Here is a 26,467-nt window from a genome sequence, read left to right as displayed (position 1 = left end):
GCCCCCCCCCCCCCCCGCGGGCGCCCCCCCCCCCCGCGCGCCCGCCCCCCCCCCCCCCCGCCCCGCCCCCCCCCGGGGGGGGCGGCCCCCCCCCCCCCCCCCCCCCCCCCCCCCCCCCCGTTTCGGTTGCCCGGGGCGTCAGGCCTGCTCGCCGCCGAGGTGGTGCACGCGGACCATGTTGGTGGTGCCGGGGACGCCGGGGGGCGAACCGGCGGTGATGATCATGGTGTCGCCCTCGCTGTAGCGCTTGAGCTTGAGCAGCTCGGCGTCCACCAGGTCGACCATCGCGTCGGTGTTGTCGACGTGCTCCACGACGAAGCTGTCCACGCCCCAGCTCAGCGTGAGCTGGTTGCGGGTGGCGGCTTCGGTGGTGAAGGCCAGGATCGGCTGGGCCGCGCGGTAGCGGGAGAGCCGGCGGGCGGTGTCACCGGACTTGGTGAAGGCCACCAGCGCCTTGCCGTCCAGGAAGTCGGCCATCTCGCAGGCCGCGCGGGCCACCGCGCCGCCCTGCGTACGCGGCTTCTTGCCGGGCACCAGCGGCTGCAGACCCTTGGAGAGCAGCTCCTCCTCGGCCGCCTCGACGATCTTCGACATCGTCTTGACGGTCTCGATCGGATAGGCGCCGACGGACGACTCGGCGGAGAGCATGACCGCGTCGGCGCCGTCGAGGATGGCGTTGGCGACGTCGGACGCCTCGGCGCGGGTCGGCCGGGAGTTGGTGATCATGGACTCCATCATCTGGGTCGCGACGATCACCGGCTTGGCGTTCCTGCGGCACAGCTCCACCAGGCGCTTCTGCACCATCGGGACCTTCTCCAGCGGGTACTCCACCGCCAGGTCACCACGGGCGACCATGACGGCGTCGAAGGCCATCACGACCTCCTGCATGTTGGCGACCGCCTGCGGCTTCTCGACCTTGGCGATGACCGGGACCCGGCGGCCGACCTGGTCCATGACGCGGTGCACGTCCTGGACGTCCTTGGCGTCCCGTACGAAGGACAGCGCGACCATGTCGCAGCCCATCTTCAGGGCGAACTTGAGGTCCTCGATGTCCTTCTCGGACAGCGCGGGGACGTTCACCGCGGCGCCGGGAAGGTTGATGCCCTTGTGGTCGGAGATGACCCCGCCCTCGATGACGATGGTGCGCACCCGCGAGCCGTCGATCTCGACGACCTGGAGCGCGACATTGCCGTCGTTGATCAGGATCGGGTCGCCCTTGGAGACATCGCCGGGCAGGCCCTTGTAGGTCGTGCCGCAGATGGTGCGGTCACCGGGGACGTCCTCGGTGGTGATGACGAACTCGTCGCCACGCACCAGCTCCACCGGGCCGTCGGCGAAGGTCTCCAGGCGGATCTTGGGGCCCTGGAGGTCGGCCAGCACGCCGACGGCGCGGCCGGTCTCCTCGGAGGCCTTGCGGAGGCGGTGATACCGCTCCTCGTGCTCCGGCTGGGTTCCGTGGCTCATGTTGAATCGGGCCACGTTCATGCCGGCCTCGATCAGCGTCTTCAGCTGGTCGTAGGAGTCGACGGCGGGGCCCAGGGTGCAGACGATTTTGGAACGGCGCATGGGCGGGATCCTATCGGTTTGTTTCGGAGCGGAATATTTCGGTAGGCGGAAACACCGAGTACTAGCCGCTGACCAGGGCGTATGTCTGCTGGGCGATCTCCAGCTCCTCGTCCGTCGGCACGACGGCGACCGCGACCCGGGAGTGCTCCGGGGAGATCAGCCGAGGCTCGTCGGACCGTACGGCGTTGCGTGCGGCGTCCACGGCCATCCCCATCTCCTCCAGACCCGCGAGGGCGGCCTCGCGGACGGGGGCGGCGTTCTCGCCGACGCCCGCGGTGAACGTCACCGCGTCGACCCGGCCGAGCACCGCGCTGTAGGCGCCGATGTACTTCTTCAGCCGGTGGATGTAGATGTCGAAGGCGAGCTGGGCGCGCTCGTCACCCGCGTCGATCCGGCGCCGGATCTCCCGCATGTCGTTGTCGCCGCACAGCCCGACCAGACCGCTCTTCTTGTTGAGCAGGACGTCGATCTCGTCCGTCGACATCCCCGCCACCCGCTGGAGGTGGAAGGTGACCGCCGGGTCGATATCGCCGGAGCGGGTGCCCATGACCAGGCCCTCCAGCGGGGTCAGCCCCATCGAGGTGTCCACACAGCGGCCGCCGGCCACCGCCGAGGCGGAGGCGCCGTTGCCCAGGTGGAGCACGATGACATTGACCTCGGAGGGGTCCTTGCCCAGCAGCGCCGCCGTCTTGCGGGAGACATAGGCGTGCGAGGTGCCGTGGAAGCCGTAGCGGCGGATGCGGTGCGCGTCGGCGGTCGCCACATCGATGGCGTAGCGGGCCGCGTACTCCGGCATCGTGGTGTGGAAGGCGGTGTCGAAGACCGCGACCTGCGGCAGGTCGGGTCGCAGCGCGCGGGCGGTGCGGATGCCCGTGATGTTGGCCGGGTTGTGCAGCGGGGCGACCGGCACCAGCCGCTCGATCTCCTTGAGCACCGCGTCGTCGATCACGGTCGGCTCGGTGAACTTCAGCCCGCCGTGCACCACCCGGTGCCCGATCGCGGCCAGCTGCGGGGAGTCGAGGCCGAGCCCGTCGGCGGCCAGCTCCGCGGCGACGGCCTTCAGCGCGGCCTCGTGGTCGGCTATCGCGCCCTCGGTCTCGCGCTTGCCGCCCCCGGAGGCCGGCGGGGTGTGGACCAGGCGCGAGCTCTCTTCGCCGATCCGCTCGACCAGGCCGGTGGCGAGCCGGGTGCCGTCGTGCATGTCGAGCAGCTGGTACTTCACCGACGAGGAGCCGGAATTGAGGACGAGGACGCGGGTGGCGGTGGCAGTCATGTAGCGCTTTCCGATGAGGTGCGGACGGGGGAGCGGCCGGGTCAGACGGTGTGGCCGGCGCCGGGCCGGGCGCCCTGCGCCTGGATGGCGGTGATGGCCACGGTGTTGACGATGTCCTGGACCAGGGCGCCGCGCGAGAGGTCGTTGACCGGCTTGCGCAGGCCCTGCAGGACCGGGCCGACGGCGACCGCACCGGCCGAGCGCTGCACGGCCTTGTAGGTGTTGTTGCCGGTATTGAGGTCGGGGAAGATCAGCACGGTGGCCTTGCCGGCCACGTCGGACTCGGGGAGCTTGGTCTGCGCGACCGCCGCGTCCACCGCCGCGTCGTACTGGATCGGGCCTTCGACCATCAGATCGGGGCGCAGCTCGCGGACGATCTCGGTGGCCTTGCGGACCTTGTCGACGTCCGCGCCGGAGCCGGAGGTGCCCGTGGAGTACGACAGCATCGCGATCCGCGGCTCGACGCCGAACTGGGCGGCGGTGGCGGCCGCCTGGATGGCGATGTCCGCCAGCTGTTCGGCGTTCGGGTCCGGGTTGACCGCGCAGTCGCCGTAGACCAGGACACGGTCGGCCAGGCACATGAAGAACACCGAGGACACGATCTGGGCGCCCGGCTTGGTCTTGATGATCTCGAAGGCGGGCCGGATGGTGGCCGCGGTGGAGTGCACCGCGCCGGAGACCATGCCGTCGGCCAGGCCCTCCTGGACCATCAGGGTGCCGAAGTAGGAGACGTCCGCGACCACGTCGAAGGCCAGCTCGACGCTGACGCCCTTGTGGGCGCGCAGCTCGGCGTACCGCTCGGCGAACCGCTCGCGCAGCTCGGAGGTCTGCGGGTCGATGATCTGGGCGCCCGCCAGGTCGATGGCCAGGTCGGCGGCGCGCTTGCGGATCGCCTCCTCCTCGCCCAGCAGCGTCAGATCGCAGACATCGCGGCGCAGCAGCACATCGGCGGCCCGCAGCACCCGCTCCTCGCTCCCCTCCGGGAGGACGACCCGGCGGCGGCCGGAGCGGGAGCGCTCGATCAGCTCGTGCTCGAACATCATCGGCGTGACCCGGCCGGAGCGGGCGACGGAGATGCGGTTCGTCAGCTCCACGGTGTCCACATGCCGCTCGAACAGGCCGAGCGCGGTCTCCGCCTTCCGCGGCGAGGCGGCGTTGAGCTTGCCCTCGACCGCGAACAGCTCGGCCGCGGTCGGGAAGGAGCCGCCGGGTACGGAGACCACCGGGGTGCCGGGCGCGAGCCGGGCGGCCAGCGCCATGATGTCGGGGCCGGGCCGCTCGTCGAGGGTGAGCAGCACACCGGCGATCGGCGGGGCGCCGGCGCTGTGTGCGGCGAGTGAGCCGATGACCAGGTCCGCCCGGTCGCCGGGGGTCACCACGAGAGCGCCGGGGGTCAGCGCCTTGAGGAAGGTCGGCAGCATGGCGCCGCCGAAGACGAAGTCCCGGGCGTCCCTGGCCAGCCCCGACTCGTCGCCGAGCAGCACCTCGGCACCCAGGGTGTGCACGATCTGGCCGACGGTCGGCGCGGAGAGCGAGCCGTCCTCGGGGAGCGCGTAGCAGGGCACGGGGAGCCGGGCGGAGAGCCGGTCGACGACCGCCTCGCGATGCTCGGGCGCCACCCGGTTGACGACCATGGCCACGACATCGCAGCCCAGCGAGTGGTAGGCGCGGTAGGCGTTGCGGGCCTCGGCGCGTACGGACTCGGCCTCCTGGCCCTGGCCGCCGACGACGGCCAGCACGGCGGCGCCGCATTCATTGGCGAGCCGGGCGTTGAGGTTCAGCTCGTCTGGGAGGTTGGTGCCTGCGAAGTCCGAGCCGAGGATCAGGACGAACTCATAGTCCCTGGCCACGGCGTGAAAGCGGTCGACGAGCCGGGAGACCAGCTCGTCGGTGCCGCGTTCGGCCTGGAGGGCGGCGGCCTCCTCGTAGCTGAGGCCGTACACCGCGTCGGGGGACTGGGTGAGCCGGTAGCGTGCCCGCAGCAGGTCGAAGAGCCGGTCGGGGCCGTCGCTGTGGGTCAGTGGGCGGAAGACCCCCACCCGGTCGACATGGCGGGTCAGCAGTTCCATGACCCCCAGCTCGACGACCTGGCGGCCGTCGCCGCGGTCGATACCGGTCACGTACACGCTGCGCGTCACGCGTGCTCTCCGATCCATTCGGTGGCCGCAAGGTCAAAATCAGCCGTTAAGGTGGACTTGCCCCTCTTGACAATACCTGCGTGTGTGGCTACGTCGCTCTCCCAGTTTCCCTTGTCCAGCCCGTGCGAGGACAGTAGGGGTGGGGTCTGTGTATGAGGGGAGGGCCGGTCGGCCCGTGAAACAATCGGACCGGCTCACACGAACCAACAGCGAGCACAGGAGACACAGCACGATGCGTATCGGAGTCCTCACCGCAGGCGGCGACTGTCCCGGCCTGAATGCTGTGATCCGGTCTGTTGTCCACCGCGCCCTCACCGGGCACGACGACGAGGTCATAGGTTTCGAGGACGGCTTCAAGGGACTGCTCGAAGGGCGCTTCCGCAAGCTCGACCTCGACGCGGTCAGCGGCATCCTCGCCCGCGGCGGCACCATCCTCGGATCGTCCCGGCTGGAGCGCAACCGGCTCCGCGAGGCCTGCGACAAGTCCAAGGACCTCTCCAAGGACTACGGCATCGACGTCCTGATCCCGATCGGCGGCGAGGGCACCCTCACCGCCGCCCGGATGCTGGCGGACGCCGGGATGCCGGTCGTCGGCGTCCCCAAGACCATCGACAACGACATCTCCTCCACCGACCGCACCTTCGGCTTCGACACCGCCGTCGGCGTCGCGACGGAGGCGATCGACCGCCTCAAGACCACCGCGGAGTCGCACCAGCGGGTCATGGTCGTCGAGGTGATGGGACGGCACGCGGGCTGGATCGCGCTGGAGTCCGGGATGGCCGGCGGCGCCCACGGCATCTGTCTGCCCGAGCGCCCCTTCGATGTGAACGACCTGGTCAAGATGGTCGAGGAGCGGTTCGCCCGGGGCAAGAAGTTCGCGGTCGTCTGTGTCGCCGAGGGAGCACACCCGGCCGAGGAGACCATGGACTACAAGAAGGGCGCGATCGACCAGTTCGGCCATGAGCGGTTCACCGGCATCGGCAACCACCTCGCCGTCGAGCTGGAGACGCGCCTCGGCAAGGAGGCCCGCCCGGTCATCCTCGGCCATGTCCAGCGCGGCGGCACCCCCACCGCGTACGACCGGGTGCTCGCCACCCGCTTCGGCTGGCACGCCGTCGAGGCCGCGCACCGCGGCGACTTCGGCAGGATGACCGCGCTGCGCGGCACCGACATCACGATGGTGCCGCTGCACGAGGCGGTCACCGAGCTCAAGACGGTGCCCGCGTGGCGGATGGACGAGGCCGAGTCGGTCTTCTGAGCCCGGGCACTTCCCCGCACCACCAACGGCGGCGCGCCTCCCCTCGGTTGAGGGCAGGCGCGCCGCCTTTGTGGGGGGTGGCGGTCAGACGGTCACTGGGCGCCGATGGCCTCCAGCATGTTCAGCCGGGCCGCCCGGCGGGCCGGCCACAGCGCGGCCAGCACCCCGACGACGAGCGCGATCAGCAGGAACAGCCCGAGCCTGCCCCAGGGCAGCAGCAGTTCGTACGTCGGGAGCCCCTGGCTGACCAGGTTGCCGCCGGCCCAGGAGAGGAAGATCCCCACGCCGATCCCCAGGACCGCGCCGAACAGTGAGATGACCACCGACTCCAGCCGGACCATCTGCTTGATGCCGCTGCGGGCCAGTCCGATCGCCCGCAGCATCCCGATCTCGCGGGTCCGCTCGAAGACCGACATGGCGAGGGTGTTGACGACGCCCACCACCGCGATGATGACGGCCATGCCCAGCAGTCCGTAGACGATGTAGAGCACGGTCTCGATCTGCCCGGCGGTCTCCTTGCGCAGGTCGGCGTGGTCCTGGACCGTCAGCAGCGGGCTGTCGCCGAGCGCGTGCCGGATCTGCTTCTCCAGCTCGTCCGTCGGGCCGTTCTCGGTCTTCACCAGCAGCTGTTCGTTCTTCAGCTCGGACATGTGCGGATCGACCAGGGAGGTGGCGCCGATCGCGTTGCCGACCACCGGGTTGTCCGCGTAGACGCCGGTGATCCTCAGCTTCGCCTTCTTCTTGTCGCCGAACGTCGCGTCAAGGGTGTCGCCGGTGTGCCAGCCGTTCTCCTTGGCCGAGGTCTGGGAGATCGCGATGCCGTCGGCTCCGGCGTGCGCCAAGGAGCCGCTCTTGAAGTCCAGTTGGGCGACCTTGCCGACCGACGCGAGGTCGGTGCCGGTGAGGTCCGCATAGTGTCCACCGGCCTCGAAGCCCGAGTTGCGCAGCGGGGCCGCCGTCTCGACGCCCGGGAGGTCCGCCACCTTCTTCGACAGTTCGGTGTCCAGGCCGATGAACGTCGAGGTCGCGACCTTGTAGTCGGCCTTCAGCCCGTTGGCCGTCATCTTGTCCATGGCCTGCTGTGCCGAGTTCCCGACGACCGTCATTCCGGTGATCAGGGTGAGACCGATCATCAGGGCGGAAGCGGTCGCCGCCGTACGGCGCGGGTTGCGCAGCGCGTTCTGCTTGGCCAGCTTGCCGCCGATGCCGAAGAGCCGGGTGGTGAGGAGGCCCGCCAGCGAGACCAGGGGCCGCGACAGCAGCGGCGCGAGGATGATGACGCCGGTCAGCGTCAGCATCGACCCCGCCATCGCGATCGGCATGTCGTCGGAGGACTTCAGCGTGGAGACGTAGAACATGACCGCCACACCGAGGCCGGTGATGACCGCGCCGAGGGAGTTGCGGATCACCAGGCTGCGCAGCGCCGGCGGCGCCTCGACGGTGTTGAGCGCCTCGACCGGGGCGATCTTCGCCGCCTTGCGGGACGGCAGCCAGGCCGCCAGTACGGTCACCACGACACCCACCGCGAGCGAGGAGAGCACCGCGGCCGGGCTGATGATGACCGGTCCGTCCGGGAAGCCCGCGCCATTGGCGTCGAGCACCGCCCGCAGGCCCACCGCGATCCCGGCGCCCAGCCCGAGCCCGATGACGGACGAGAGCAGGCCCAGCAGGCCCGCCTCGACGAGTACCGAGCGGACCACCTGCCGGCGGGAGGCGCCGACCGCGCGCATCAGGGCGATCTCCCGGCTGCGCTGGGAGATCAGCATGGTGAAGGTGTTGGCGATGATGAAGATGCCGACGAACAGCGCGATACCGGCGAAGACCAGCAGCGTCTGGCTCAGGGACTTGTTCGCGGCGGTGATCATCCGGGACTGCTCGGCGGCGAGTTCGGTGCCGCTGGCCGCCTCGGCCCGGTTCTTGGGCAGGACCTCGCGGACCTTGCCGGTCAGCGCCTGCTGATCGGTGCCGGGAGCGGCGCCCACCACCAGCTCGTCGAACTGACCGGGGTGCAGATACATCTTCTGCGCGGTGGCGGTGTCGAAGAGCGCGAGGCTGCCGCCCGCGGTCACCTGCGGGTCCTCGGTGGTGACGATGCCGACCAGCTTCTTCGTCAGCACCGGGCCGTCGGTGGCGAACCGCACGGCGTCGCCGATCTTGTGGCCGGCCGCCTCCGCGGTGGCCTCGTCCAGCGCGATCTCGTCCCCGGCGGTCGGTCCGCGGCCCTGCATCAGCGGGTAGCGGGCGTCATAGCCGTCCTTGTCCGGCTGGAAGTTGGCGGCGATGTTCTGCCAGCCGTTGCCGATCGGGATGCCGTCCGGGCCGGCGAGGGTCGCCGTGCCGGTGACGTTGCGCCGGACGGACTGCACGCCGGGCAGCGCGCGGACGGTGTCCACCAGCTTGTCGTCGAGGACGGTGGTGCGCTTGCCGTCCTTGCCGTTCTCCGGGGTGTTGTCGTCGGCGACGGCCTTGACGGAGACGGCCACCCCCGAGAGGTTCCTGGCGGAGGCCTTCTTGATGGCCTCGCCGACGGTGTCACTGAAGATGAGGGTGCCGGCGACGAAGGCGACGCCGAGCAGCACCGCGAGCGCGGTCATCATCAATCGGGCTTTGTGCGCAAGGACATTGCGCAGGGCAGTACGCAGCATGGTGGTGTCAGTCCTGGGTCCGGTGGCTCGGGAGAGGGGCAGTGCCCCGGGGGGCGGCGCGTGGTGCGCCGGCGTCAGCGCGTACGGCCCTTGGCGTCGAACAGCCGCATCCGGTCCAGGACGGTGTCCGCGGTCGGGTCGTGGAGCTCCTCGACGATCCGGCCGTCCGCGAGGAAGACCACCCGGTCCGCATAGCCCGCGGCGACCGGGTCATGGGTGACCATCACGACCGTCTGCTCCATCGCCCGCACCGACTCCCGCAGGAAGCCCAGTACTTCGGCGCCCGAGCGGGAGTCGAGGTTGCCGGTCGGCTCGTCCGCGAAGATGATCTCCGGCTGGGCGGCCAGCGCCCGTGCGACCGCGACCCGCTGCTGCTGGCCGCCGGAGAGCTGGGCCGGCCGGTGCGCGAGCCGCCCGGACAGGCCGACGGTCTCGATGACGGCGTTGAGCCACTCCCGGTCGGGCTTACGGCCGGCGATGTCCATCGGCAGCGTGATGTTCTCCAGCGCGGTCAGCGTCGGCAGCAGGTTGAACGCCTGGAAGATGAAGCCGATCTTGTCCCGGCGCAGCCGCGTCAGCTGCTTGTCGTTCAGCGACGCCAGCTCCACGTCGCCGATCCGGGCCGAGCCGGCGGAGATCGCGTCCAGGCCCGCCATGCAGTGCATCAGCGTGGACTTGCCGGAGCCGGACGGGCCCATGATCGCGGTGAACCGGGCCTTGCCGAACTCGACCGAGACGGAGTCCAGCGCGACCACACGGGTCTCCCCCTGGCCGTAGACCTTGCTCAGATCCGTGGCGCGGGCGGCGACGGCGGCGCGAGTGGGGGCGGGGGAACCGGGAAAACCCGGAAGGGCAGCCGCGTGGGACACGGGGACTCCTGGAGAGGGGACGGAAGATTTCGACATCCCCATTCTTGAATGCGCAGGTCGGCGCCGACCTCAGCCGCAAGGACCGAAAGCCGCACCGGCCGGAAGTGCCACCACGGCGCCCGGCGTCATTCTCTGGACGGACGGCCGTCCGACCTGCGGCCGACGGGGCGTCTCAGGGGTGCGGGAGGGTTTTCAGGGCTGCTGCGCGCCGACCCGCGTCCAGAATTCCGCCAGGATGCCGTCGAGAAAGGCCCGTCCCGCCCTGCCGGACTCCTCGGCGCTGTCCGAGCCGCCCCAGTTGAGCGTAGCGGTCATGGTCGCCTGATACTCGCCGTGCAGCTCCTGCAGGACGTGCTGGAGCTGCTGCTTGGACAGCGGTACGACCTTGCCGACCGGCCGGACGTAGGCCTGCCAGCGGGTGGTGGCGGCGCTGGTCAGCAGGTCGGTCAGCTTCTCGTCCCGGCCGGTGAAGCGGATCAGGGCGGGCAGCGGCAGATCCATCACCTCGGCGAGCGCCGCGGCCTGCCGGTCGTTGCCGCTCCACTTCCCGCCGTCCTCCAGGCGTTCGTACGTGGCCCGGTCCATGCCGATGCGCAGCGCGAGGTCCGCCGGGGCGAGGCCGAGCGTCAGACGGTATTCGCGCAGGGTGCCCGGTGCGTCGAGCAGCTCGCCCGGTGCGCACCACAGGGCGCCGGCCAGCGCGGTCAGTTCGGCCTCCGAGGGGACGCTCTCCCCCCATTCCCAGGACACCACCGTCCCCGGCGCCATTTGTATTCCGAAGGCGGACCACATTCCGTAGGCGACATGCGCAGGGGTCATCCCGAGGGCCTCGCGGAGCCGGCGGGCGGCCTCGGCGTTGAAAGGTGGTCTACGGGGCTCCCCGGCTTGCGTATTCACCGGCACACGGTAAGTGACGGCCGGGCTTCGCACCTATCGTGTGGATACCCAAGCCTGAAAGTCGTAGGAAGCTACTAGCCGGCCGGTTTTACGGTGCGACCTTGCAGGTTTCCCTACATGAGCCTCGCTCAGCCCTTCACGGCACCACCGAGCGCAAAGCCGCCGCCGAGCCGTCGGGAGATAAGGATGTACAACACGAGGACCGGTGTCGAGTACAGGATCGAGAATGCCGCCAGTTCGCCGAAGGCAATGGCGCCGTAATTGCCGAAGAAATTGAAAATGCTGACCGAAGCGGGCAGTTGCTCCGGGGAGAGCAGCAGCATGAAGGGCACGAAGAAATTGCCCCACATCATGATGAAGGTGTAGATCGCGACGACGGCGACGCCGGGGCCCATCAGCGGCAGAATCACCCGCAGCAGCGTCTGCGGCCAGGAGGCGCCGTCCGTCCAGGCCGCCTCCTCCAGCACCTTCGGCACCCCGTCCATGAAGTTCTTCATCAGCCAGATGGCGAACGGGAGTTGGGCGGCGGCCAGGAACAGCGCGGTGCCGTACCGGGTGTCGATCAGATTGACCTGCACGAACAGCCCGTAGACCGGGACCATGACCGCGGTGATCGGCAGACAGGTGGAGAACAGGATCGTCAGCAGGTAAGGGCGGGAGAAGCGCGAGCGGAAGCGGGACAGCGGATAGGCGGCGAGCGCCGCGCAGACCACCGTGAGCACGGTCGCACCACCGCAGATCAGCAGGCTGTTGAGCATCGGGGTGAAGGTGATCTCGTCGGTCAGCACCGCCGAGAAGTTGTGCAGCGACGGGGACTTCGGCAGCCGCACCCGCAGCGTCGCCTCCGTGTCCAGCGACGACAGCACCAGCCAGACCAGCGGAATCGCGAACGCCACCGCGACGGCCAGCAGCCCGGCGTCGGCGGCCAGCCGATGGCGGCTCCCCCTGCCCGGGGCCCGTCGGAGCGCGTGGGGGAGACGGCGGCGGAGCAGCGGCACGGCTCAGACCTCCTCGCGCATCAGGCGCAGATAGACCGCCGAGAACAGCGCGCCCACCAGCAGCAACAGCAGCGCCACCGCGGTGCCGTAGCCGATCAGGGACTTCAGGAACGCCTGGTCGTACATGAACACCGGCAGGGTCTGGCTGCGATTGCCCGGACCGCCCCGCGTCATCGCCCAGATCAGCCCGAAGACGGAGAGGGTCTGCAGGGTGTTGAGCATCAGGTTGGTGCTGATGGAGCGGCGGATCATCGGCAGCGTGATGTGCCACAGCCGCCGCAGCCCGCCCGCCCCGTCGACCTCCGCCGACTCGGTGACCTCCTGGGGGATCTCGGAGAGCGCCGCGGAGTAGATCAGCATCGAGAACGCCGTACCGCGCCAGACGTTGGCGAACGACACGGCCAGGATGGGCAGGGTGAACAGCCAGTTCTGGGCGGGCAGACGGAGCCACTCCAGGAGGGCGTTGAGGGTGCCGCGCCGCTCGAAGAAGGTGTAGAGCAGAAAGCCCGCGACGATCTCCGGGAGCACCCAGGCGCAGATCACCGTCGCGCCGGTCAGCGACCGTACGGGCCGCGAGGCGCGGCGCATCAGGACGGCCAGCGCAAGGCCCAGGGTGTTCTGCCCGAGGATCGAGGAGATCACGGTGAACACCAGGGTCAGCACCACGGCGTTGCGGAAGGCCGGATCGCCGAAGGCGTGCCGGAAGTTGGCCAGGCCGACGAAGGACGCGGACTCCTGGCCGGTGAGCTGGGTGTCGGTGAAGGCGATGAAGACGCAGTAGCCGATGGGGCCGACGAGAAAGAGCAGCAGCAGGACGGTGGCCGGGACGAGCGGGGACCAGCGCAGCAGACGGGTGCGGACGCGGCCCGCCGCGGCGGCGCCGGGCCTTTGGACCCGGGCCGCGGTTCCGGCGACGGTCATGGCTTGGCGACGGTCCGGCCGCCGACGAGGGACGTCAGCGCCGTGTCGTAGTCCTTGGCCGCGTCGGCCGGTGCGGAGTCACCGGAGGTGACCGCCTCCATCGCCTCGCCGATCGCCGAGGCGACCCTGGGGTATTCGGGCAGTGCGGGCCGGTACTGGCTGATCTTGACCAGCCCGGTGAAGAAGCCGATGCCGGGCACCGAGGTCCGGTAGCGCGGGTCGGCCGCGACGTCCTTGCGCACCGCGATCTGGGCGCCCCGTACGCACCATTCCAGGGCGTTCGGCTTCGACTGGAAGGTCTTGATCAGCTTCCAGGCCAGCTCGGGCTGCTGGGCCCGCTGCGGCACCGACCAGGTCCAGCCGCCGGCCAGGCTGACCCTGCCGGGCGGGGTGCCGTGCTGGGTGGGGAACGGTGCCTGGCCGAGCGTGGTCGACCAGGCGGGCCAGGGGTTGCCGCCGCCCGTCTTCTGCCACTGCTGGCCCAGCCACGAGCCGTCGAGGTCGATGGCGAGCTTCTCCTCGGGCAGCAGCTCGGCGGCCACATTGGTCTGGATGTTGGGGCTGAGCGCATCGGAGACGTCGGGCCCGAGCTTCTCCTTGTAGACCGTGTCGAGGAAGCTCAGGCTGTCCTTGAAGCCCTTGGTGCCGGTGACCCACTTCTTGGCCGACGGGTCGTAGAGCTGGTGCGCGCCGGTGCCGTACAACAGCATCTCGAAGCCCTGCATCACGGCGGCCTCGCCCGCTCCCTTGCCGGTGAAGACATTCAGCGGGATGACGCCGGGGACCTTGCGCTTGACGGTCCGGGCCGCGTCCAGCACCTCGGCCCAGTTCTTTGGCCGCCAGTCGGCCGGCAGCCCGGCCTTCTTGAAGATCTTCTTGTTGAACCACAGCCCGCGGGTGTCCGTGCCGTCCGGGACGCCGTAGGTCTTGCCGTCCTGCCCCTTGGCCGCGGTCTTCGCGGCCGGCTCGAACTGCCGCCAGCCGTCCCAGGTGCGGAGGTAGGCGTCCAGCGGACGCAACAGGCCCGCCTTGATGTCGGAGTTGACCAGGAAGGTGTCCTCGTAGACCACGTCCGGTGCGGTCCGCGGGGAGCGCATCATCTGCTGGATCTTGGTGTAGTAGTCGTTCTCCGACGCCTGGATCGGGATCAGCCGGACCTTCTTGCCGGGATTGCTCTTCTCGAACTGCCGGGCCACCAGGCGGACATAGTCGTCCCGGACGGTGACCTTGCCGTTGGTGTCCTTGATGAAGGCGACCTTGACGGTGTTCTTGTCGCTGCCGGACCCGCTGCCGCAGGCGGTGAGCGTGCCGGCGGCCACGACGGCGGCGGTGAGAAGAATCAGCGGGGCGGTGGGGCGCACGGCACGACCTCCAACTAACCACGGCGGGCTGCCCGCTGAAAGTAAGTCACCGACCACAACCGGTCAATGGCCCGACCATCGATAACGCAATTCGGGGCGGCCGACCTGGCCGTACTGGGGGGCGCGGGCGGCCCGGCCGCTCTCCACGAGATGTTCGAGGTAGCGGCGGGCGGTGATCCGGGAGATGCCCACGTCGGCGGCCGCCTCGGTCGCCGTCAGCCCGCTCCCGGCGGACCGCAGCACATCGGTCACCGCCCGCAGGGTGGCCGCGGTCAGCCCCTTGGGCAGCGCGGCCGGACGCGGTGCGCGCAGTGCGGCGATCGCCCGGTCCACCTCGTCCTGCCCGCTGGCCTCGCCCGTGGTGGCGCGGAACTCCGCATAGCGGGTGAGCCGGTCGCGCAGGGTGGCGAAGGTGAACGGCTTCAGCACGTACTGCACCACACCGAGCGAGACCCCCTCGCGCACCATCGCCAGATCCCGGGCGGAGGTGACCGCGATGATGTCGGCGGTGTGGCCGGCCGCGCGCAGCGTCCGCACCAGCTGCAGCCCGTGGCCGTCAGGCAGATAGAGATCGAGCAGCAGCAGATCGACGGCGTGCGTTTCGAGATGGCGGCGGGCGTCGCCGCCGGAGTGCACGGTGCCGGAGACCGTGAAGCCGGGCACCCGCCCCACGTACAGGGCGTGTGCGTCGGCGGCGACCGGATCGTCCTCGACGACGAGGACCCGGATGTCGGAGGGGGTCACCGGGCGCATCCTCTCGTGCCCGGCCGGGCCGCGCCGGTCGCCCCGCTCATCTCCTGGCCTCCGTCCGCAGCGGCAGCCGTACGGTGAACTGCGCGCCGCCCCCGGGCGCCCGGTCCAGGGTGACGGTGCCGCCGTTGCGGCGTACCGCCTGCTGGACCAGGGCCAGGCCCAGACCGCGGCCCGGGGCGGGCGCGGGCGCGCTCCGCTTGGTGCTCCAGCCCCGCCGGAAGATCTCCTCGGCGGCGTCCGCGGACACCCCGGGGCCGTTGTCCGCCACCCGCAACAGCAGCTCGTCGCCGTCCGCCCGCGCGGTGACGTGCACCCGTGGCGGCTCGGCGGCGGTGTGCTCCTGGGTGGGTGCGGCGGCGTCGAGGGCGTTGTCGAGGAGATTGCCCAGCACCGTCACCAGGTCGCGGGCCGCCAGACCGGGCGGCAGCAGCCCGTCGTCGATCCGGCTGTCGGGGGTCAGGGTCAGTTCGACGCCGCGCTCATTGGCCTGCGCGGCCTTGCCGAGCAGCAGCGCGGCGAGCACCGGCTCGGCGACCGCGCCGACCACCTGATCGGTCAGCGCCTGGGCCAGCTCCAGCTCCGCGGTCGCGAACTCCACGGCCTCCTCGGCCCGGCCCAGCTCGATCAGCGAGACCACGGTGTGCAGCCGGTTGGCGGCCTCGTGGGCCTGGGAGCGCAGCGCCTCGGTGAAGCCGCGTACCGAGTCCAACTCCCCCGAGAGCGCCTGGAGTTCGGTGTGGTCGCGAAGGGTGACGACGCTGCCGCGCTGCTCCCCGCCGGAGACCGGCGCGGAGTTGACGACCAGCACCCGCTCACGGGTCAGCTGCAGCTCGTCGACCCGTCGGCCGGGCGCCAGCAGCACCTCGGTCAGCGGCTCCGGCAGCCCCAGCTCCGTGACGAGGCGGCCCACCGCGTCCTCCGACAGCCCCAGCAGCTCCCGCCCGCCGTCGTTGATCAGGGCGACCCGGCGCTGCCCGTCGAGCATCAGGAGCCCCTCGCGTACGGCGTGCAGCGCGGCCTGGTGGTACTCGTGCATCCGGCCGAGCTCCGCCGCGTTCATCCCGTGGGTGTGCCGCCGCAGTCGGGCGTTGATCACATACGTCCCCAGGCCGCCGAGCGCCAGCGCCGCGGCGGCCACGCCGACCAGCGCGAGGACCTGGTCACGCAGCTGCTCACTGATCGTCTCGATGGTGATCCCGGAGCTGACCAGGGCCGTGATCCGGCCGCCGCGCTGCGGATCACGGACCGGTGCGACGACCCGTACCGACGGCCCGAGCACGCCCAGGTGCGTCTCCGGGAAGACCTTGCCGTGCAGCGCCGGGCCGATGTGTCCCAGGTACTTCTTGCCGATCGCGGACGGCTCGGGGTGCGTCCAGCGGGTCCCGTCCGGGGCCATCACCACCACGAAGTCGACACCGGCATCGCGCCGCAGCCGCTCGCTGTACGGCTGGAGCGCGGCCGTCGGGTCCTTGGTGCGCGCCGCCGCCACCACCGCCGGGGAGTCGGCGACGGCGGTGGCCGCCGCGGTCGCCTGCCGCCGTGCGGTCTCCTCCGCCTGCCGGCCGGCGCTGGCGTACGCGAAGAGCGCGCAGCCCAGGACGACCACCGCCACCAGCACGACCTGCATGGCGAAGAGCTGCCCGGCGAGGCTGCGGGGACCGCGCAGCCGCCGGGACGGCCGGGGTCGGGGGAGTCGCATACAGAACAGTCTGCACGGTCAGTTTCGGAACCGTCCCTGCGGTCACTTTTACGTGAACGAAATGTACGTAAGGGTGACGGGCGCCACAGCGGCGTGCATAGTCGCCGGGACTTGTTGTGTGACAGAGCCGCAGATCAGCGCACAGCCGTAGACCGAGGAGACAGCCGTGGCTGCACAGACCCCGCCGTCCGGGGGCACCACCCAGGAGACCGCGCCGGTGAAGCGGGACCGGACACACTTCCTCTATATCGCCGTGATCGGGGCGGTGCTGCTCGGCATCATCGTGGGCTTCGCCGCCCCCGGTGTCGCCGTCCAGCTCAAGCCGCTCGGCACCGGGTTCGTGAACCTGATCAAGATGATGATTTCGCCGGTCATCTTCTGCACCATCGTGCTGGGCGTCGGCTCGGTGCGGAAGGCCGCCAAGGTCGGCGCGGTCGGCGGGCTGGCCCTCGGCTACTTCATGGTGATGTCCACCGTCGCGCTGGCCATCGGCCTGGTCGTCGGCAACCTGCTGGACCCCGGGTCCGGCCTCCATCTGACCGAGACCGTCCGGCACGCGGGCCATGCCCAGACCGGAGGCGGCGGGGAGTCGCTGCCCGACTTCCTGCTCGGCATGATCCCCACCACGCTGGTCTCCGCCTTCACCCAGGGTGAGGTGCTCCAGACGCTGCTGGTGGCGCTGCTGGTCGGCTTCGGGCTGCAGGCGCTGGGCTCGGCGGGCGAGCCGGTGCTGCGCGGTGTCGGGCACCTCCAGAAGCTGGTCTTCCGGGTGCTGTCCATGATCATGTGGGCGGCGCCGGTGGGTGCGTTCGGCGCCATCGCGGCGGTGGTCGGCGAGACCGGCCTGGGCGCGCTGAAGTCGCTGGCCGTCATCATGTTCGGCTTCTACACCACCTGTCTGCTGTTCGTGATCGTGGTGCTCGGCGCGCTGCTCCGGCTGGTCGCCGGGGTCAACATCTTCCAGCTGCTGAAGTACCTCGCCCGGGAACTCCTGCTGATCCTGTCCACCTCCTCCTCCGAGTCGGCGCTGCCCCGGCTGATCGCGAAGATGGAGCACCTGGGCGTCAGCAGGCCGGTGGTCGGCATCACGGTCCCCACCGGCTACAGCTTCAACCTCGACGGCACCGCCATCTATCTGACGATGTCCTCGCTGTTCGTGGCCGAGGCGATGGGCAAGCCGCTGCCGCTCGGCCAGCAGATCTCGCTGCTGGTGTTCATGGTCATCGCGTCGAAGGGCGCGGCGGGCGTCACCGGCGCCGGCCTGGCGACACTGGCCGGCGGCCTGCAGTCGCACCGTCCCGAACTGGTCGACGGCGTCGGCCTGATCGTCGGCATCGACCGCTTCATGAGCGAGGCGCGGGCCCTGACCAACTTCGCCGGCAACGCGGTGGCCACCGTCCTCATCGGCACCTGGACCAAGGAGATCGACAAGGCCCGGGTGACGGAGGTGCTGGCCGGCCGGTTGCCCTTCGACGAGAAGACGCTGGGCGACGACGCCTCAGCGGAGCCGGTTGCCGCGACGGTCATCGAGCCGCGGGACGGCGAGGCGGAGAAGACGTCCGCCAAGGTCTGATCCCGGACCGTAGGAGGAGAGAAGGGGCGGGTGCCGGATGCGGCACCCGCCCCTTCGGCGTGACCGGGCGGCGGGCTACCGCGCGACCGGCGCCACACGTCCCTCCCAGGCCCTTCTGACCTGCGGTTTTCTTGGCCCGGACCGATTGTCAGTGCCCCCTGACACCATGTGAGGGACAGGGAAAACGCGGTCGGCCGCGGCCGGTTGCGTGGGGGCACGAACAAGGAGGAACGGGCCATAGCGACGTGGCGGACGGATCTGTTCGGCGGGGGTGCCGCAGTTGCGGGAGAAGGGTCCGACAACCATCAGCCGTGAGGTGGTCAGGACGGTCGTAGCCAGAGGGTGGCCAGCGGGGGGAGGACGGGGGAGACGGAAGCGGGGCGGCCGTTCCAGGGGGTCGGTTCGGCCTTGAGCGGGTCGGGGTTGCTGATGCCGCTGCCGCCGTAGCGCGGGTCGTCGGTGTTCAGGACCTCCCGCCAGGCGGGGACCGTGTCGGGGACACCGAGCCGGTAGGCATGGCGGACGACGGGGGAGAAGTTGGTGACCGAGATCAGCGGAGAGCCGTCGGCGGCGAAGCGCAGGAAGGAGAAGACGTTGTCCTCGCTCGCGTCGCCGTCGATCCAGGAGAAGCCGGCCGGGTCGGTGTCGCGCTCCCACAGCGCGGGTGTGGCGGCGTACCGGCGGTTCAGTTCGCGGACGAGATCGCGTACGCCCCGGTGGTCCGGCTCGGCCTCGTACGACGGGTCGAGCAGCCACCAGTCCGGGCCATGACTCTCCGCCCACTCCGCGCCCTGGGCGAACTCCTGCCCCATGAAGAGGAGTTGCTTGCCCGGGTGGGCCCACATGAATCCGAGGTAGGCCCGGTGGTTGGCGCGCTGCTGCCACCAGTCACCGGGCATCTTCGACACCAGTGCGCGCTTGCCGTGCACCACCTCGTCGTGGGAGATCGGCAGCACATAGTTCTCGGAGTAGGCGTAGATCATGGAGAAGGTCATCTCGCCGTGGTGGTACTTGCGGTGCACCGGCTCCTTGGACACATAGCCGAGGGAGTCGTGCATCCAGCCCATGTTCCACTTCAGCCCGAAGCCCAGACCGCCGAAGCCGCCGGGGCCGATGTGGTGTGTGGCGCGGGTGACGCCGTCCCAGGCCGTGGACTCCTCGGCGATGGTGACGACGCCTGGGCAGCGGCGGTAGACCGTCGCATTCATCTCCTGGAGGAAGGCGACCGCATCGAGGTTCTCCCGGCCGCCGTGGATGTTCGGGGTCCAGCCGCCGTCCTCGCGCGAGTAGTCGAGGTAGAGCATCGAGGCGACGGCATCCACACGCAGGCCGTCGATATGGAACTCCTCGCACCAGTAGACGGCGTTGGCGACCAGGAAGTTACGGACCTCGGTGCGGCCGTAGTCGAATTCCAGGGTGCCCCAGTCCGGGTGCGCGGCCCGTGCCGGGTCCTGCGGCTCGTAGAGCGGCCGGCCGTCGAACTCCGCCAGCGCCCAGTCGTCCCGCGGGAAGTGCGCCGGCACCCAGTCCATCAGCACGCCGATCCCGGCCCGGTGCAGTGCGTCGATCAGGAACTTGAAGTCGTCCGGGGTGCCCATCCTGGCGGTGGGCGCATAGAACCCGGTCACCTGGTAGCCCCAGGAGCCGCCGAAGGGGTGCTCGGGGACCGGCATGAACTCGACGTGGGTGAAGCCCAGGTCCTTGACGTATGCGGGGAGTTGGACCGCGAGCTGGCGGTAGGTGAGGCCGGGGCGCCAGGAGGCGAGGTGCATCTCGTAGACGGAGAGCGGCGCCTCGTGCACGGGCCGTTCGCCGCGCCGGGACATCCAGTCGGCGTCCGTCCAGCTGTGGTGCGAGGCGTCCACGACCGAGGCGTTGGCGGGCGGGCACTCGGTCCGCCGGGCCATCGGGTCGGCGCGCAGGGTCCGCGAGCCGTCCGGCCGGGTGATCTCGAACTTGTAGAGCTCGCCCTCGCCGATGCCCGGGACGAAGAGCTCCCAGACGCCCGAGGAGCCCAGCGAGCGCATCGGGTGGCCGGTGCCGTCCCAGTAGTTGAAGTCGCCGACGACCCGGACGCCCTGGGCGTTGGGCGCCCAGACCGTGAAGCGGGTGCCGGTCACGCCCTGGTGGTCCATGATCCGCGCACCGAGCGCCTGCCACAGCTGCTCGTGCCGGCCCTCGCCGAGCAGATGCAGATCCAGCTCGCCGAGCGCGGGCAGAAAGCGGTAGGGGTCCTGCACGGTCCAGGCGTTGTCGCCGTAGTCGACGAGCAGCTCGTAGTCCGGGACGGTGCGCAGCGGCAGCACCCCGGCGAACAGTCCGTCGCCCTCGCAGGGCAGGTCGGCGCGCAGCCCCTTCGCCAGGACGGTAACGCCCTTGGCGGACGGCCGCAGGACCCGGATGAGCAGCCCGCTGCGCACGGGGTGGGCGCCGAGCAGCCCGTGCGGGTCGTGATGGGTGCCGTCCAGGAGCCGGCCGCGGTCCTCGTCGGACAGCGGGGCGGCGGACCGGACCCCATGGCTGCCGGCCCCCGACTGCGTTGCCCGCGCAGGGCCCGCGGGCGCGGCAGCCCGGCCGGGCGCCGCCACCTCCCGGGGGGTGAACGGCCGGATGGGGGAGGCACCGGCCGTGGGGCCGGCGAAGGTGCCCCTCGCGGCCACCGCGGATTCGCCGGCCGGCGGCCGGGGCGTCGCCGGGTGGCCGGACCGCCCCGCCGCGCTGTCGTCGGTCGCGCCCGGAGCGGGTGCGGGGTCGGGAGTGGTGGGACGGGACGGCGGGCGGGCGGTCACGAGAAGGCCTCCTCGGGGCGGGGCGTCGGTCGGATCTCAGAGGGCGTACGGGCGGCGGATCGGCGGTTCGTCTGCGGCCCCTCACCCCCGGCCGTTGTCGGACCCGGCGGACCCGGCGGAGCCGGCGGAGCCGGACGGGCCGGGCCCGTCCGCCCCCACGGCCGGTTCGCCGCCAGCCGCCAGCCGCCGGACGGCGGCCATCGGGACGGACAGCCAGTCGGGCCGGTGCCGGGCCTCGTAGAGCACCTCGTAGACCGCCTTGTCGGTCTCGTAGGCGCGCATCAGTTCGGGTGCCGAGCGCGGATCGAGTCCGCCCGCCTCCGCATAGCCCAGGCAGTAGGCGTCACGGGTCCGCCGCGCCCACTCCAGCGACCAGGGGTCCCCGCCCGCCGGGCCGCTGCGCGCGGCGTAGTCGAAGGACCGCAGCATCGCCGCGATATCACGCACCGCCGGCTGCGGCCGGCGCCGCTCGGCCAGCGGGCGGGCCGGTTCGCCCTCGAAGTCGATCAGCGACCAGCGGCCCTCGTCGGCGGAGCGCAGCGTCTGGCCCAGGTGCAGATCGCCGTGGATGCGCTGGGCCGCCCAGCTGCGGCCGTCGTGGCCGATCGTGGTCAGCGCGTCGAAGGCGGTGCGCAGCCGGGCACGGTAGGGCTGCAGTACGGGCACGGCGCGGGCGGTGGCCTCCAGCCGTTCGTTCATCTGGGCGGCGATCACAGCGAGCTGCGCGCGGCGCAGTTCGGTGGTCGGCAGCGTCTGGGCGAGCGCGGTGTGCACCTCGGCGGTGGCGTGGCCGAGGGCACGCGCCGAGCCGGTGAAGTCGGCGCGGACCGCCAGCGCATGGAGCGCCAGCTGCCAGCCGTCCGCCGAGCCGGGCAGGAACGGCTGCAGCACGCCCAGCGTCGTCGCCTCGCCGCCCTCCTCGGCGGCCGCCGACTCGTACCATGCGGCGGGCGCGGGCACCCGCGCGCACTTGGCGTCCGCCAGCGCCCGCGGCAGCTCCAGATCCGGATTGATGCCCGGCTCGATCCGCCGGAAGATCTTCAGGATGAAGGAATCCCCGTAGACGATCGAGGAGTTGGACTGTTCGACGGCGATCGGCCGGCCCGCCAGCCCGGAGGGGATGTCGGCATCGGGCTCCCGGCAAAAGCGCAGCGTACCGAGCCGGCCCGGCACCCGCAGCCGTTCCAGCAGCAGCCCGCACAGCCGGTTGTCGAGCAGCGCGTCATAGACGGTGCGACCGCGCAGCGGACCGCCGCCCGGACGGCCGATCACCGCGGGCGCCAGCTGCGGCGGCAGCGCCGGATGCACCCCCAGCAGGAGTTGGTAGCAGTCGTCGCCGGCCGGCGTACGGCTCGGTGGTGCGGCTTGCTGGGTGCGGACGAGCAGGAGCAGCAGGCCGGGTGCGCTGCCGTCGGTGCACGGCAGCAGCTCGGTCGCCGAGAGCAGCGTGAAGCCGGTGATCAGCCGTCCCTTGCCGGCGAACCAGCGCTGGCGTGGTACCCATTCGGCGAGCAGGGGCGCCAGCGAGGAGAGCAGATCGGGTGCGGCGACGAGCGGGCGGTGATCAGGGGTGTTTCGGGTGGCACGGGTCGAGGCGGTGTCCGACATGGCGTCGCGTCCTTTCCCCGGGCACACGACATATAGGGCAAAGTGTCCCGGAATGCGGCCTTGACTGTGCGATGGCGCGGTGGGGGTACCCCCAGACGGAGGCTGGCGGTGGTGCCCCCGGACGGAGTACGGGAGCGGGCACCGGGCGAGCTCGTCCGTACGGCAGCGGCGAATCCGGCGTGCCTGTCCGCTGCGCGGCGGTGCCTCTCCCGAACCGGGGGACCGACGGTGGCTCACCCGGCCCGAGCGGTAATAGGGAGGCTGCCCGAGCGAAAGGTCAAAAAACGCCCGTACGCGCCATGCGGCCGCGTACGGGCGTGTTTCCGGCACCCGTGCCCGGTCAGGGCGCCGGACGCTAGCCGGAGTTTCTGCGCAGCCGGAACCAGTAGAAGCCGTGGCCCGCGAGGGTCAGCAGATACGGCAGCTCCCCGATGGCCGGGAAGCGGACGCCGCCGATGAGTTCCACCGGATGGCGGCCGCTGAACGCCCGCAGGTCCAGCTCCGTGGGCTGGGCGAAGCGCGAGAAGTTGTGCACGCACAGCACCAGGTCGTCGTCCGCGGCACCGGCGCCCGGCGACTCCCGCAGGAAGGCCAGCACCGCCGGGTTGGTGGAGGACAGCTCGGTATAGCTGCCGAGTCCGAACGCCGGGTTCTGCTTCCGGATCTCGATCATCCGGCGGGTCCAGTGCAGCAGCGAGGAGGGCGAACTCATCGCCGCCTCGACATTGGTGACCTGGTATCCGTAGACCGGATCCATGATCGTCGGCAGGGAGAGCCGGCCCGGGTCGCAGGAGGAGAATCCGGCGTTGCGGTCCGGTGTCCACTGCATCGGGGTACGCACCGCGTCGCGGTCCCCGAGCCAGATGTTGTCGCCCATGCCGATCTCGTCGCCGTAATAGAGAATCGGCGAACCCGGCAGCGACAGCAGCAGGGCCGTGAAGAGCTCGATCTGATTGCGGTCGTTGTCGAGCAGCGGGGCCAGCCGCCGGCGAATGCCGATATTGGCGCGCATCCGCGGGTCCTTGGCGTACTCCGCGTACATGTAGTCGCGTTCTTCGTCCGTGACCATTTCGAGGGTGAGCTCGTCGTGGTTACGCAGGAAAACGCCCCACTGGCAGCCGGACGGAATCGCCGGGGTCTTGGCGAGAATTTCCGAGACCGGATAGCGCGATTCGCGCCGCACCGCCATGAAGATGCGCGGCATGACCGGGAAGTGGAAGGCCATATGGCATTCGTCGCCGCCGACGCCGTAATCGCCGAAGTAGTCGACGACGTCCTCCGGCCATTGATTGGCCTCGGCCAGCAGCACGGTGTCCGGATAGTGCGCATCGATCTCCGCGCGGACCCGCTTGAGGAAGGCGTGCGAGGCGGGCAGATTCTCGCAGTTGGTGCCCTCCTCGGCGTAGAGATACGGCACCGCGTCCAGCCGGAAGCCGTCGATCCCCAGGTCGAGCCAGAACCGCAGGGAGGAGATCATCTCCTCCTGGACCGCCGGGTTCTCGTAGTTGAGGTCCGGCTGGTGGGAGAAGAAGCGGTGCCAGAAGTACTGCTTGCGGACCGGGTCGAAGGTCCAGTTGGAGGCCTCGGTGTCGACGAAGATGATGCGGGCGTCCGCGTACTGCTTGTCGTCGTCGGCCCAGACGTAGTAGTCGCCGTACGGGCCCTCGGGGTCGGTGCGCGACTCCTGGAACCACGGGTGCTGGTCGCTGGTGTGGTTCATCACCATGTCGATGATCACCCGCATACCGCGATGGTGTGCGGCGTCCACGAATTCCACGAAGTCGGCCAGATCGCCGAATTCGGGAAGCACCGCGGTGTAGTCGGCGACATCGTAACCGCCGTCCCGCAGGGGAGATTTGAAGAACGGCGGCAGCCAGAGACAGTCCACCCCCAGCCATTGCAGATAATCGAGCTTCGCCGTGATGCCCTTGAGGTCGCCGATGCCATCGCCATTGCTGTCCTGGAAGGAACGCACCAGGACTTCGTAGAAGACGGCCCGTTTGAACCAGTCGGGATCGCGGTCCTTTGCCGGGGTGTCCTCGAAAGTGTCGGGGACAGGCTCATTGACGATCAATTGGGTGACCCTCCGATCGGTGAGGACGGTCGCAGCGACAGCACATGGGCGGGCGCCAGTGAGCGGCCCGGCTCCAGGCGCACATAGTTGTCCCTGCCCCAGTGGTAGGTGTCGCCGGTGAGCTCATCGCGCACCGGAATGGACTCGTGCCGGCCGAGGCCGAGTTCCGGCATGTCCAACGACACCGTCGCCTCGTGGGTGTGGTGCGGGTCGAGGTTGACCACCGTGAGCACCGTGTCGGCCCGGTCGCCGTGCCCGTCGTGCTTGGAGAAGGCGAGGACGGCGTCGTTGTCGACGTGGTGGAAGCGCAGATTGCGCAGTTGCTGCAGGGCAGGGTGGCGGCGGCGGATGCGGTTGAGCGTCGTGATCAGGGGGGCGATGCTGCGCCCCTCTCTGGCCGCCGCATCCCAGTCGCGCGGCCTCAGTTGGTACTTCTCCGAGTCGACGTACTCCTCGCTGCCGCGGCGTACCGGCGTCGACTCGCAGAGCTCGTATCCCGCATAGACGCCCCAGGTGGGGGAGAGGGTGGCGGCCAGGACGGCGCGCACCTCGAAGGCGGGGCGGCCGCCCTCCTGGAGGTAGGCGTGCAGGATGTCCGGCGTGTTCACGAAGAAGTTGGGCCGCAGATAGCTGGCGCTGTCGTCGCACAGCTCGGTCAGGTAGGCGGTCAGCTCCTGCTTGGTGTTACGCCAGGTGAAGTAGGTGTACGACTGGTGGAAGCCGATCCGGGCGAGGGTGTGCAGCATGGCGGGGCGGGTGAAGGCCTCGGCCAGGAAGAGCACGTCCGGGTCGGTGCGGTTGATCTCGCCGATCACCTTCTCCCAGAAGGCCAGCGGCTTGGTGTGGGGGTTGTCCACCCGGAAGATCCGTACGCCCTTGGCCATCCAGAAGCGCAGCAGGCGTTCGGTCTCGCGGACCAGCCCGCGGAAGTCGGCGTCGAAGGCGAGCGGGTAGATGTCCTGGTACTTCTTCGGCGGGTTCTCGGCGTAGGCGACCGAGCCGTCCGCGCGGCGGTGGAACCACTGGGGGTGCAGGGTGACCCACGGGTGGTCGGGGGAGCACTGCAGCGCGAAGTCCAGGGCCACCTCCATCCGCAGATCGCGGGCGGTGCGGACGAAGTGGTCGAAGTCCTCGAAGGTGCCCAGGTCCGGGTGGAGGGCGTCATGGCCGCCGGCCGGCGAGCCGATGGCCCAGGGGGAGCCGACATCCTCCGGGCCGGCCGACAGCGCATTGTTGGGGCCCTTGCGGAAAGAGGTGCCGATGGGGTGGACCGGCGGCAGATAGACCACGTCGAAGCCCATCGCGGCGACAGCCGGCAGCCGGGCGGCGGCGGTGCGCAGGGTCCCGCTGACGGCGGTGCCGTCCGGGGTGACGGTGGCGCCCTCGGAGCGGGGGAAGAGCTCGTACCACGAGCCGTACAGGGCCCGTCGGCGCTCGACGACCAGCGGCATCGGGCGCGAGACGGTGAGCAGCTCGCGCAGCGGATGGCGGTCCAGCGCCGCGGTGACCTGGGGGGAGAGCGCCGCGGCGAGCCGGGTCGCGGCGGGCAGCTCGGGGTTGCGCAGCGTATCCACGGCGCTGAGCACCGATTCCCGGCCGTCGCTCTTGGGGACCTCCGAGGCCGCCCGCTCATGGAGCTCGGCACCCTCGGCGAGCACCAGCTCGGTGTCGATGCCCGCCGGGATCTTCACGGCGGCGTGGTGCCGCCAGGTGGCGACCGGATCGGACCAGGCCTCGACGGTGAACGACCAGCGGCCCTCGATGCCGGGGGTGACCTCGGCGCTCCACCGGTCGCTGCCGGGGGCCCGTTCCCGCATCGGGGTCCAGGGACCGCAGCGGCCGGCCGGATTACGCAGCACCACATTGGCCGCGACGGCGTCATGCCCTTCGCGGAAGACGGTGGCCGAGACCTCGAAGGTCTCACCCACCACCGCCTTCGCCGGGCGGCGGCCGCAATCGATCTGCGGGCGGATGTCCAGAACAGGAATGCGACCGATCATGGGCTCACCTGGGCTTGTGACGCTTTGCGGGGTTTTGTCCTTTGT

At 70.6% G+C, this 26,467-nt stretch carries 17 protein-coding genes; 2 read left to right on the top strand and 15 right to left on the bottom strand.

Translation table 11 applies throughout. The annotated features are described in order from the left end of the window. Window positions 1-138: 138 nt before the first annotated feature. The 3 genes from pyk to pta all read right to left on the bottom strand — a co-directional run bounded on the left by pyk (window position 139) and on the right by pta (window position 4,977). Entirely contained in the window at window positions 139-1,566 is a 1,428-nt protein-coding gene (gene pyk / locus ACGFWI_RS35735) for a pyruvate kinase (protein ID WP_393910233.1), read from the bottom strand. Window positions 1,567-1,627: 61 nt separating this feature from the next. Then, the gene (locus tag ACGFWI_RS35730; RefSeq protein ID WP_393910232.1) at window positions 1,628-2,839 is read right to left on the bottom strand and encodes an acetate kinase; all 1,212 of its coding nucleotides are present in this window, start codon (window positions 2,837-2,839) and stop codon (window positions 1,628-1,630) included. A gap of 41 nt (window positions 2,840-2,880) precedes the next feature. Then, window positions 2,881-4,977, bottom strand: a complete 2,097-nt coding sequence (gene pta / locus ACGFWI_RS35725; RefSeq protein ID WP_393910231.1) for a phosphate acetyltransferase — start codon at window positions 4,975-4,977, stop codon at window positions 2,881-2,883. Between the two features lie 232 nt (window positions 4,978-5,209). On the opposite strand from pta, the gene ACGFWI_RS35720 reads away from it, so the two are divergent. Further along, a complete protein-coding gene (locus ACGFWI_RS35720) occupies window positions 5,210-6,235 on the top strand; it encodes an ATP-dependent 6-phosphofructokinase (RefSeq protein WP_393910230.1) in 1,026 nt (341 codons plus the stop codon). A gap of 92 nt (window positions 6,236-6,327) precedes the next feature. On the opposite strand, the gene ACGFWI_RS35715 is transcribed toward ACGFWI_RS35720, so the two are convergent. The 8 genes from ACGFWI_RS35715 to ACGFWI_RS35680 form a co-directional block, all read right to left on the bottom strand. Beyond that, on the bottom strand, window positions 6,328-8,880 hold the full coding sequence (locus tag ACGFWI_RS35715) for an ABC transporter permease (RefSeq protein ID WP_393910229.1): 2,553 nt from the start codon (window positions 8,878-8,880) through the stop codon (window positions 6,328-6,330). Between the two features lie 74 nt (window positions 8,881-8,954). After that, a complete protein-coding gene (locus ACGFWI_RS35710) occupies window positions 8,955-9,749 on the bottom strand; it encodes an ABC transporter ATP-binding protein (RefSeq protein ID WP_393910228.1) in 795 nt (264 codons plus the stop codon). 192 nt (window positions 9,750-9,941) lie between these two features. Further along, window positions 9,942-10,652, bottom strand: coding sequence for a helix-turn-helix domain-containing protein (locus ACGFWI_RS35705; protein WP_393910227.1), 711 nt, complete (start codon window positions 10,650-10,652; stop codon window positions 9,942-9,944). Between the two features lie 122 nt (window positions 10,653-10,774). Then, window positions 10,775-11,638 carry a carbohydrate ABC transporter permease gene (locus ACGFWI_RS35700; protein WP_393910234.1) on the bottom strand — a complete coding sequence of 288 codons (864 nt, stop codon included), beginning with the start codon at window positions 11,636-11,638 and terminating at the stop codon, window positions 10,775-10,777. 9 nt (window positions 11,639-11,647) lie between these two features. After that, window positions 11,648-12,565: a carbohydrate ABC transporter permease gene (locus tag ACGFWI_RS35695; RefSeq protein WP_393910226.1), complete on the bottom strand. Its 918-nt coding sequence runs from the start codon at window positions 12,563-12,565 to the stop codon at window positions 11,648-11,650. Continuing rightward, complete coding sequence (locus ACGFWI_RS35690) at window positions 12,562-13,926, bottom strand: extracellular solute-binding protein (RefSeq protein WP_393910225.1); 1,365 nt, start codon at window positions 13,924-13,926, stop codon at window positions 12,562-12,564. The genes ACGFWI_RS35695 and ACGFWI_RS35690 overlap by 4 nt, the downstream gene beginning before the upstream one ends. Before the next feature lie 63 nt (window positions 13,927-13,989). Beyond that, complete coding sequence (locus ACGFWI_RS35685) at window positions 13,990-14,679, bottom strand: response regulator (protein ID WP_393910224.1); 690 nt, start codon at window positions 14,677-14,679, stop codon at window positions 13,990-13,992. 37 nt (window positions 14,680-14,716) lie between these two features. Further along, complete coding sequence (locus ACGFWI_RS35680; protein ID WP_393910223.1) at window positions 14,717-16,378, bottom strand: ATP-binding protein; 1,662 nt, start codon at window positions 16,376-16,378, stop codon at window positions 14,717-14,719. A 166-nt stretch (window positions 16,379-16,544) separates the two neighbouring features. Here ACGFWI_RS35680 and ACGFWI_RS35675 point away from each other — a divergent pair, with 166 nt between their 5' ends. Then, window positions 16,545-17,951 carry a cation:dicarboxylate symporter family transporter gene (locus tag ACGFWI_RS35675; protein ID WP_393910222.1) on the top strand — a complete coding sequence of 469 codons (1,407 nt, stop codon included), beginning with the start codon at window positions 16,545-16,547 and terminating at the stop codon, window positions 17,949-17,951. A 320-nt stretch (window positions 17,952-18,271) separates the two neighbouring features. On the opposite strand, the gene glgB is transcribed toward ACGFWI_RS35675, so the two are convergent. From glgB to ACGFWI_RS35655, 4 genes are all read right to left on the bottom strand, one after another. Further along, a complete protein-coding gene (gene glgB, locus ACGFWI_RS35670; protein WP_393910221.1) occupies window positions 18,272-20,740 on the bottom strand; it encodes a 1,4-alpha-glucan branching enzyme in 2,469 nt (822 codons plus the stop codon). An 81-nt stretch (window positions 20,741-20,821) separates the two neighbouring features. Further along, window positions 20,822-22,348, bottom strand: coding sequence for a maltokinase (locus ACGFWI_RS35665; protein WP_393910220.1), 1,527 nt, complete (start codon window positions 22,346-22,348; stop codon window positions 20,822-20,824). Between the two features lie 355 nt (window positions 22,349-22,703). Continuing rightward, on the bottom strand, window positions 22,704-24,422 hold the full coding sequence (treS, locus tag ACGFWI_RS35660) for a maltose alpha-D-glucosyltransferase (protein WP_393910219.1): 1,719 nt from the start codon (window positions 24,420-24,422) through the stop codon (window positions 22,704-22,706). Continuing rightward, complete coding sequence (locus ACGFWI_RS35655; RefSeq protein ID WP_393910218.1) at window positions 24,419-26,422, bottom strand: maltotransferase domain-containing protein; 2,004 nt, start codon at window positions 26,420-26,422, stop codon at window positions 24,419-24,421. Before ACGFWI_RS35655 ends, treS begins: the two co-directional genes overlap by 4 nt. Between the last annotated feature and the right edge of the window lie 45 nt (window positions 26,423-26,467).

This window comes from Streptomyces sp. NPDC048434, assembly GCF_043200375.1.
Lineage (GTDB): Bacteria > Actinomycetota > Actinomycetes > Streptomycetales > Streptomycetaceae > Streptomyces.
The sequence above is the reverse complement of the archived record's forward strand: the minus strand, read 5'-3'. Positions and strand labels throughout refer to the sequence as shown.

What these genes read in the sequence shown, in the direction of transcription:
- ACGFWI_RS35715 (WP_393910229.1), bottom strand. Translation starts at nt 8,880, where the DNA reads ATGCTGCGTACTGCCCTGCGCAATGTCCTTGCGCACAAAGCCCGATTG.
- ACGFWI_RS35685 (WP_393910224.1), bottom strand. Translation starts at nt 14,679, where the DNA reads ATGCGCCCGGTGACCCCCTCCGACATCCGGGTCCTCGTCGTCGAGGAC.
- ACGFWI_RS35730 (WP_393910232.1), bottom strand. Translation starts at nt 2,839, where the DNA reads ATGACTGCCACCGCCACCCGCGTCCTCGTCCTCAATTCCGGCTCCTCG.
- ACGFWI_RS35680 (WP_393910223.1), bottom strand. Translation starts at nt 16,378, where the DNA reads ATGCGACTCCCCCGACCCCGGCCGTCCCGGCGGCTGCGCGGTCCCCGC.
- ACGFWI_RS35720 (WP_393910230.1), top strand. Translation starts at nt 5,210, where the DNA reads ATGCGTATCGGAGTCCTCACCGCAGGCGGCGACTGTCCCGGCCTGAAT.
- ACGFWI_RS35655 (WP_393910218.1), bottom strand. Translation starts at nt 26,422, where the DNA reads ATGATCGGTCGCATTCCTGTTCTGGACATCCGCCCGCAGATCGATTGC.
- ACGFWI_RS35695 (WP_393910226.1), bottom strand. Translation starts at nt 12,565, where the DNA reads ATGACCGTCGCCGGAACCGCGGCCCGGGTCCAAAGGCCCGGCGCCGCC.
- pyk (WP_393910233.1), bottom strand. Translation starts at nt 1,566, where the DNA reads ATGCGCCGTTCCAAAATCGTCTGCACCCTGGGCCCCGCCGTCGACTCC.
- ACGFWI_RS35665 (WP_393910220.1), bottom strand. Translation starts at nt 22,348, where the DNA reads ATGTCGGACACCGCCTCGACCCGTGCCACCCGAAACACCCCTGATCAC.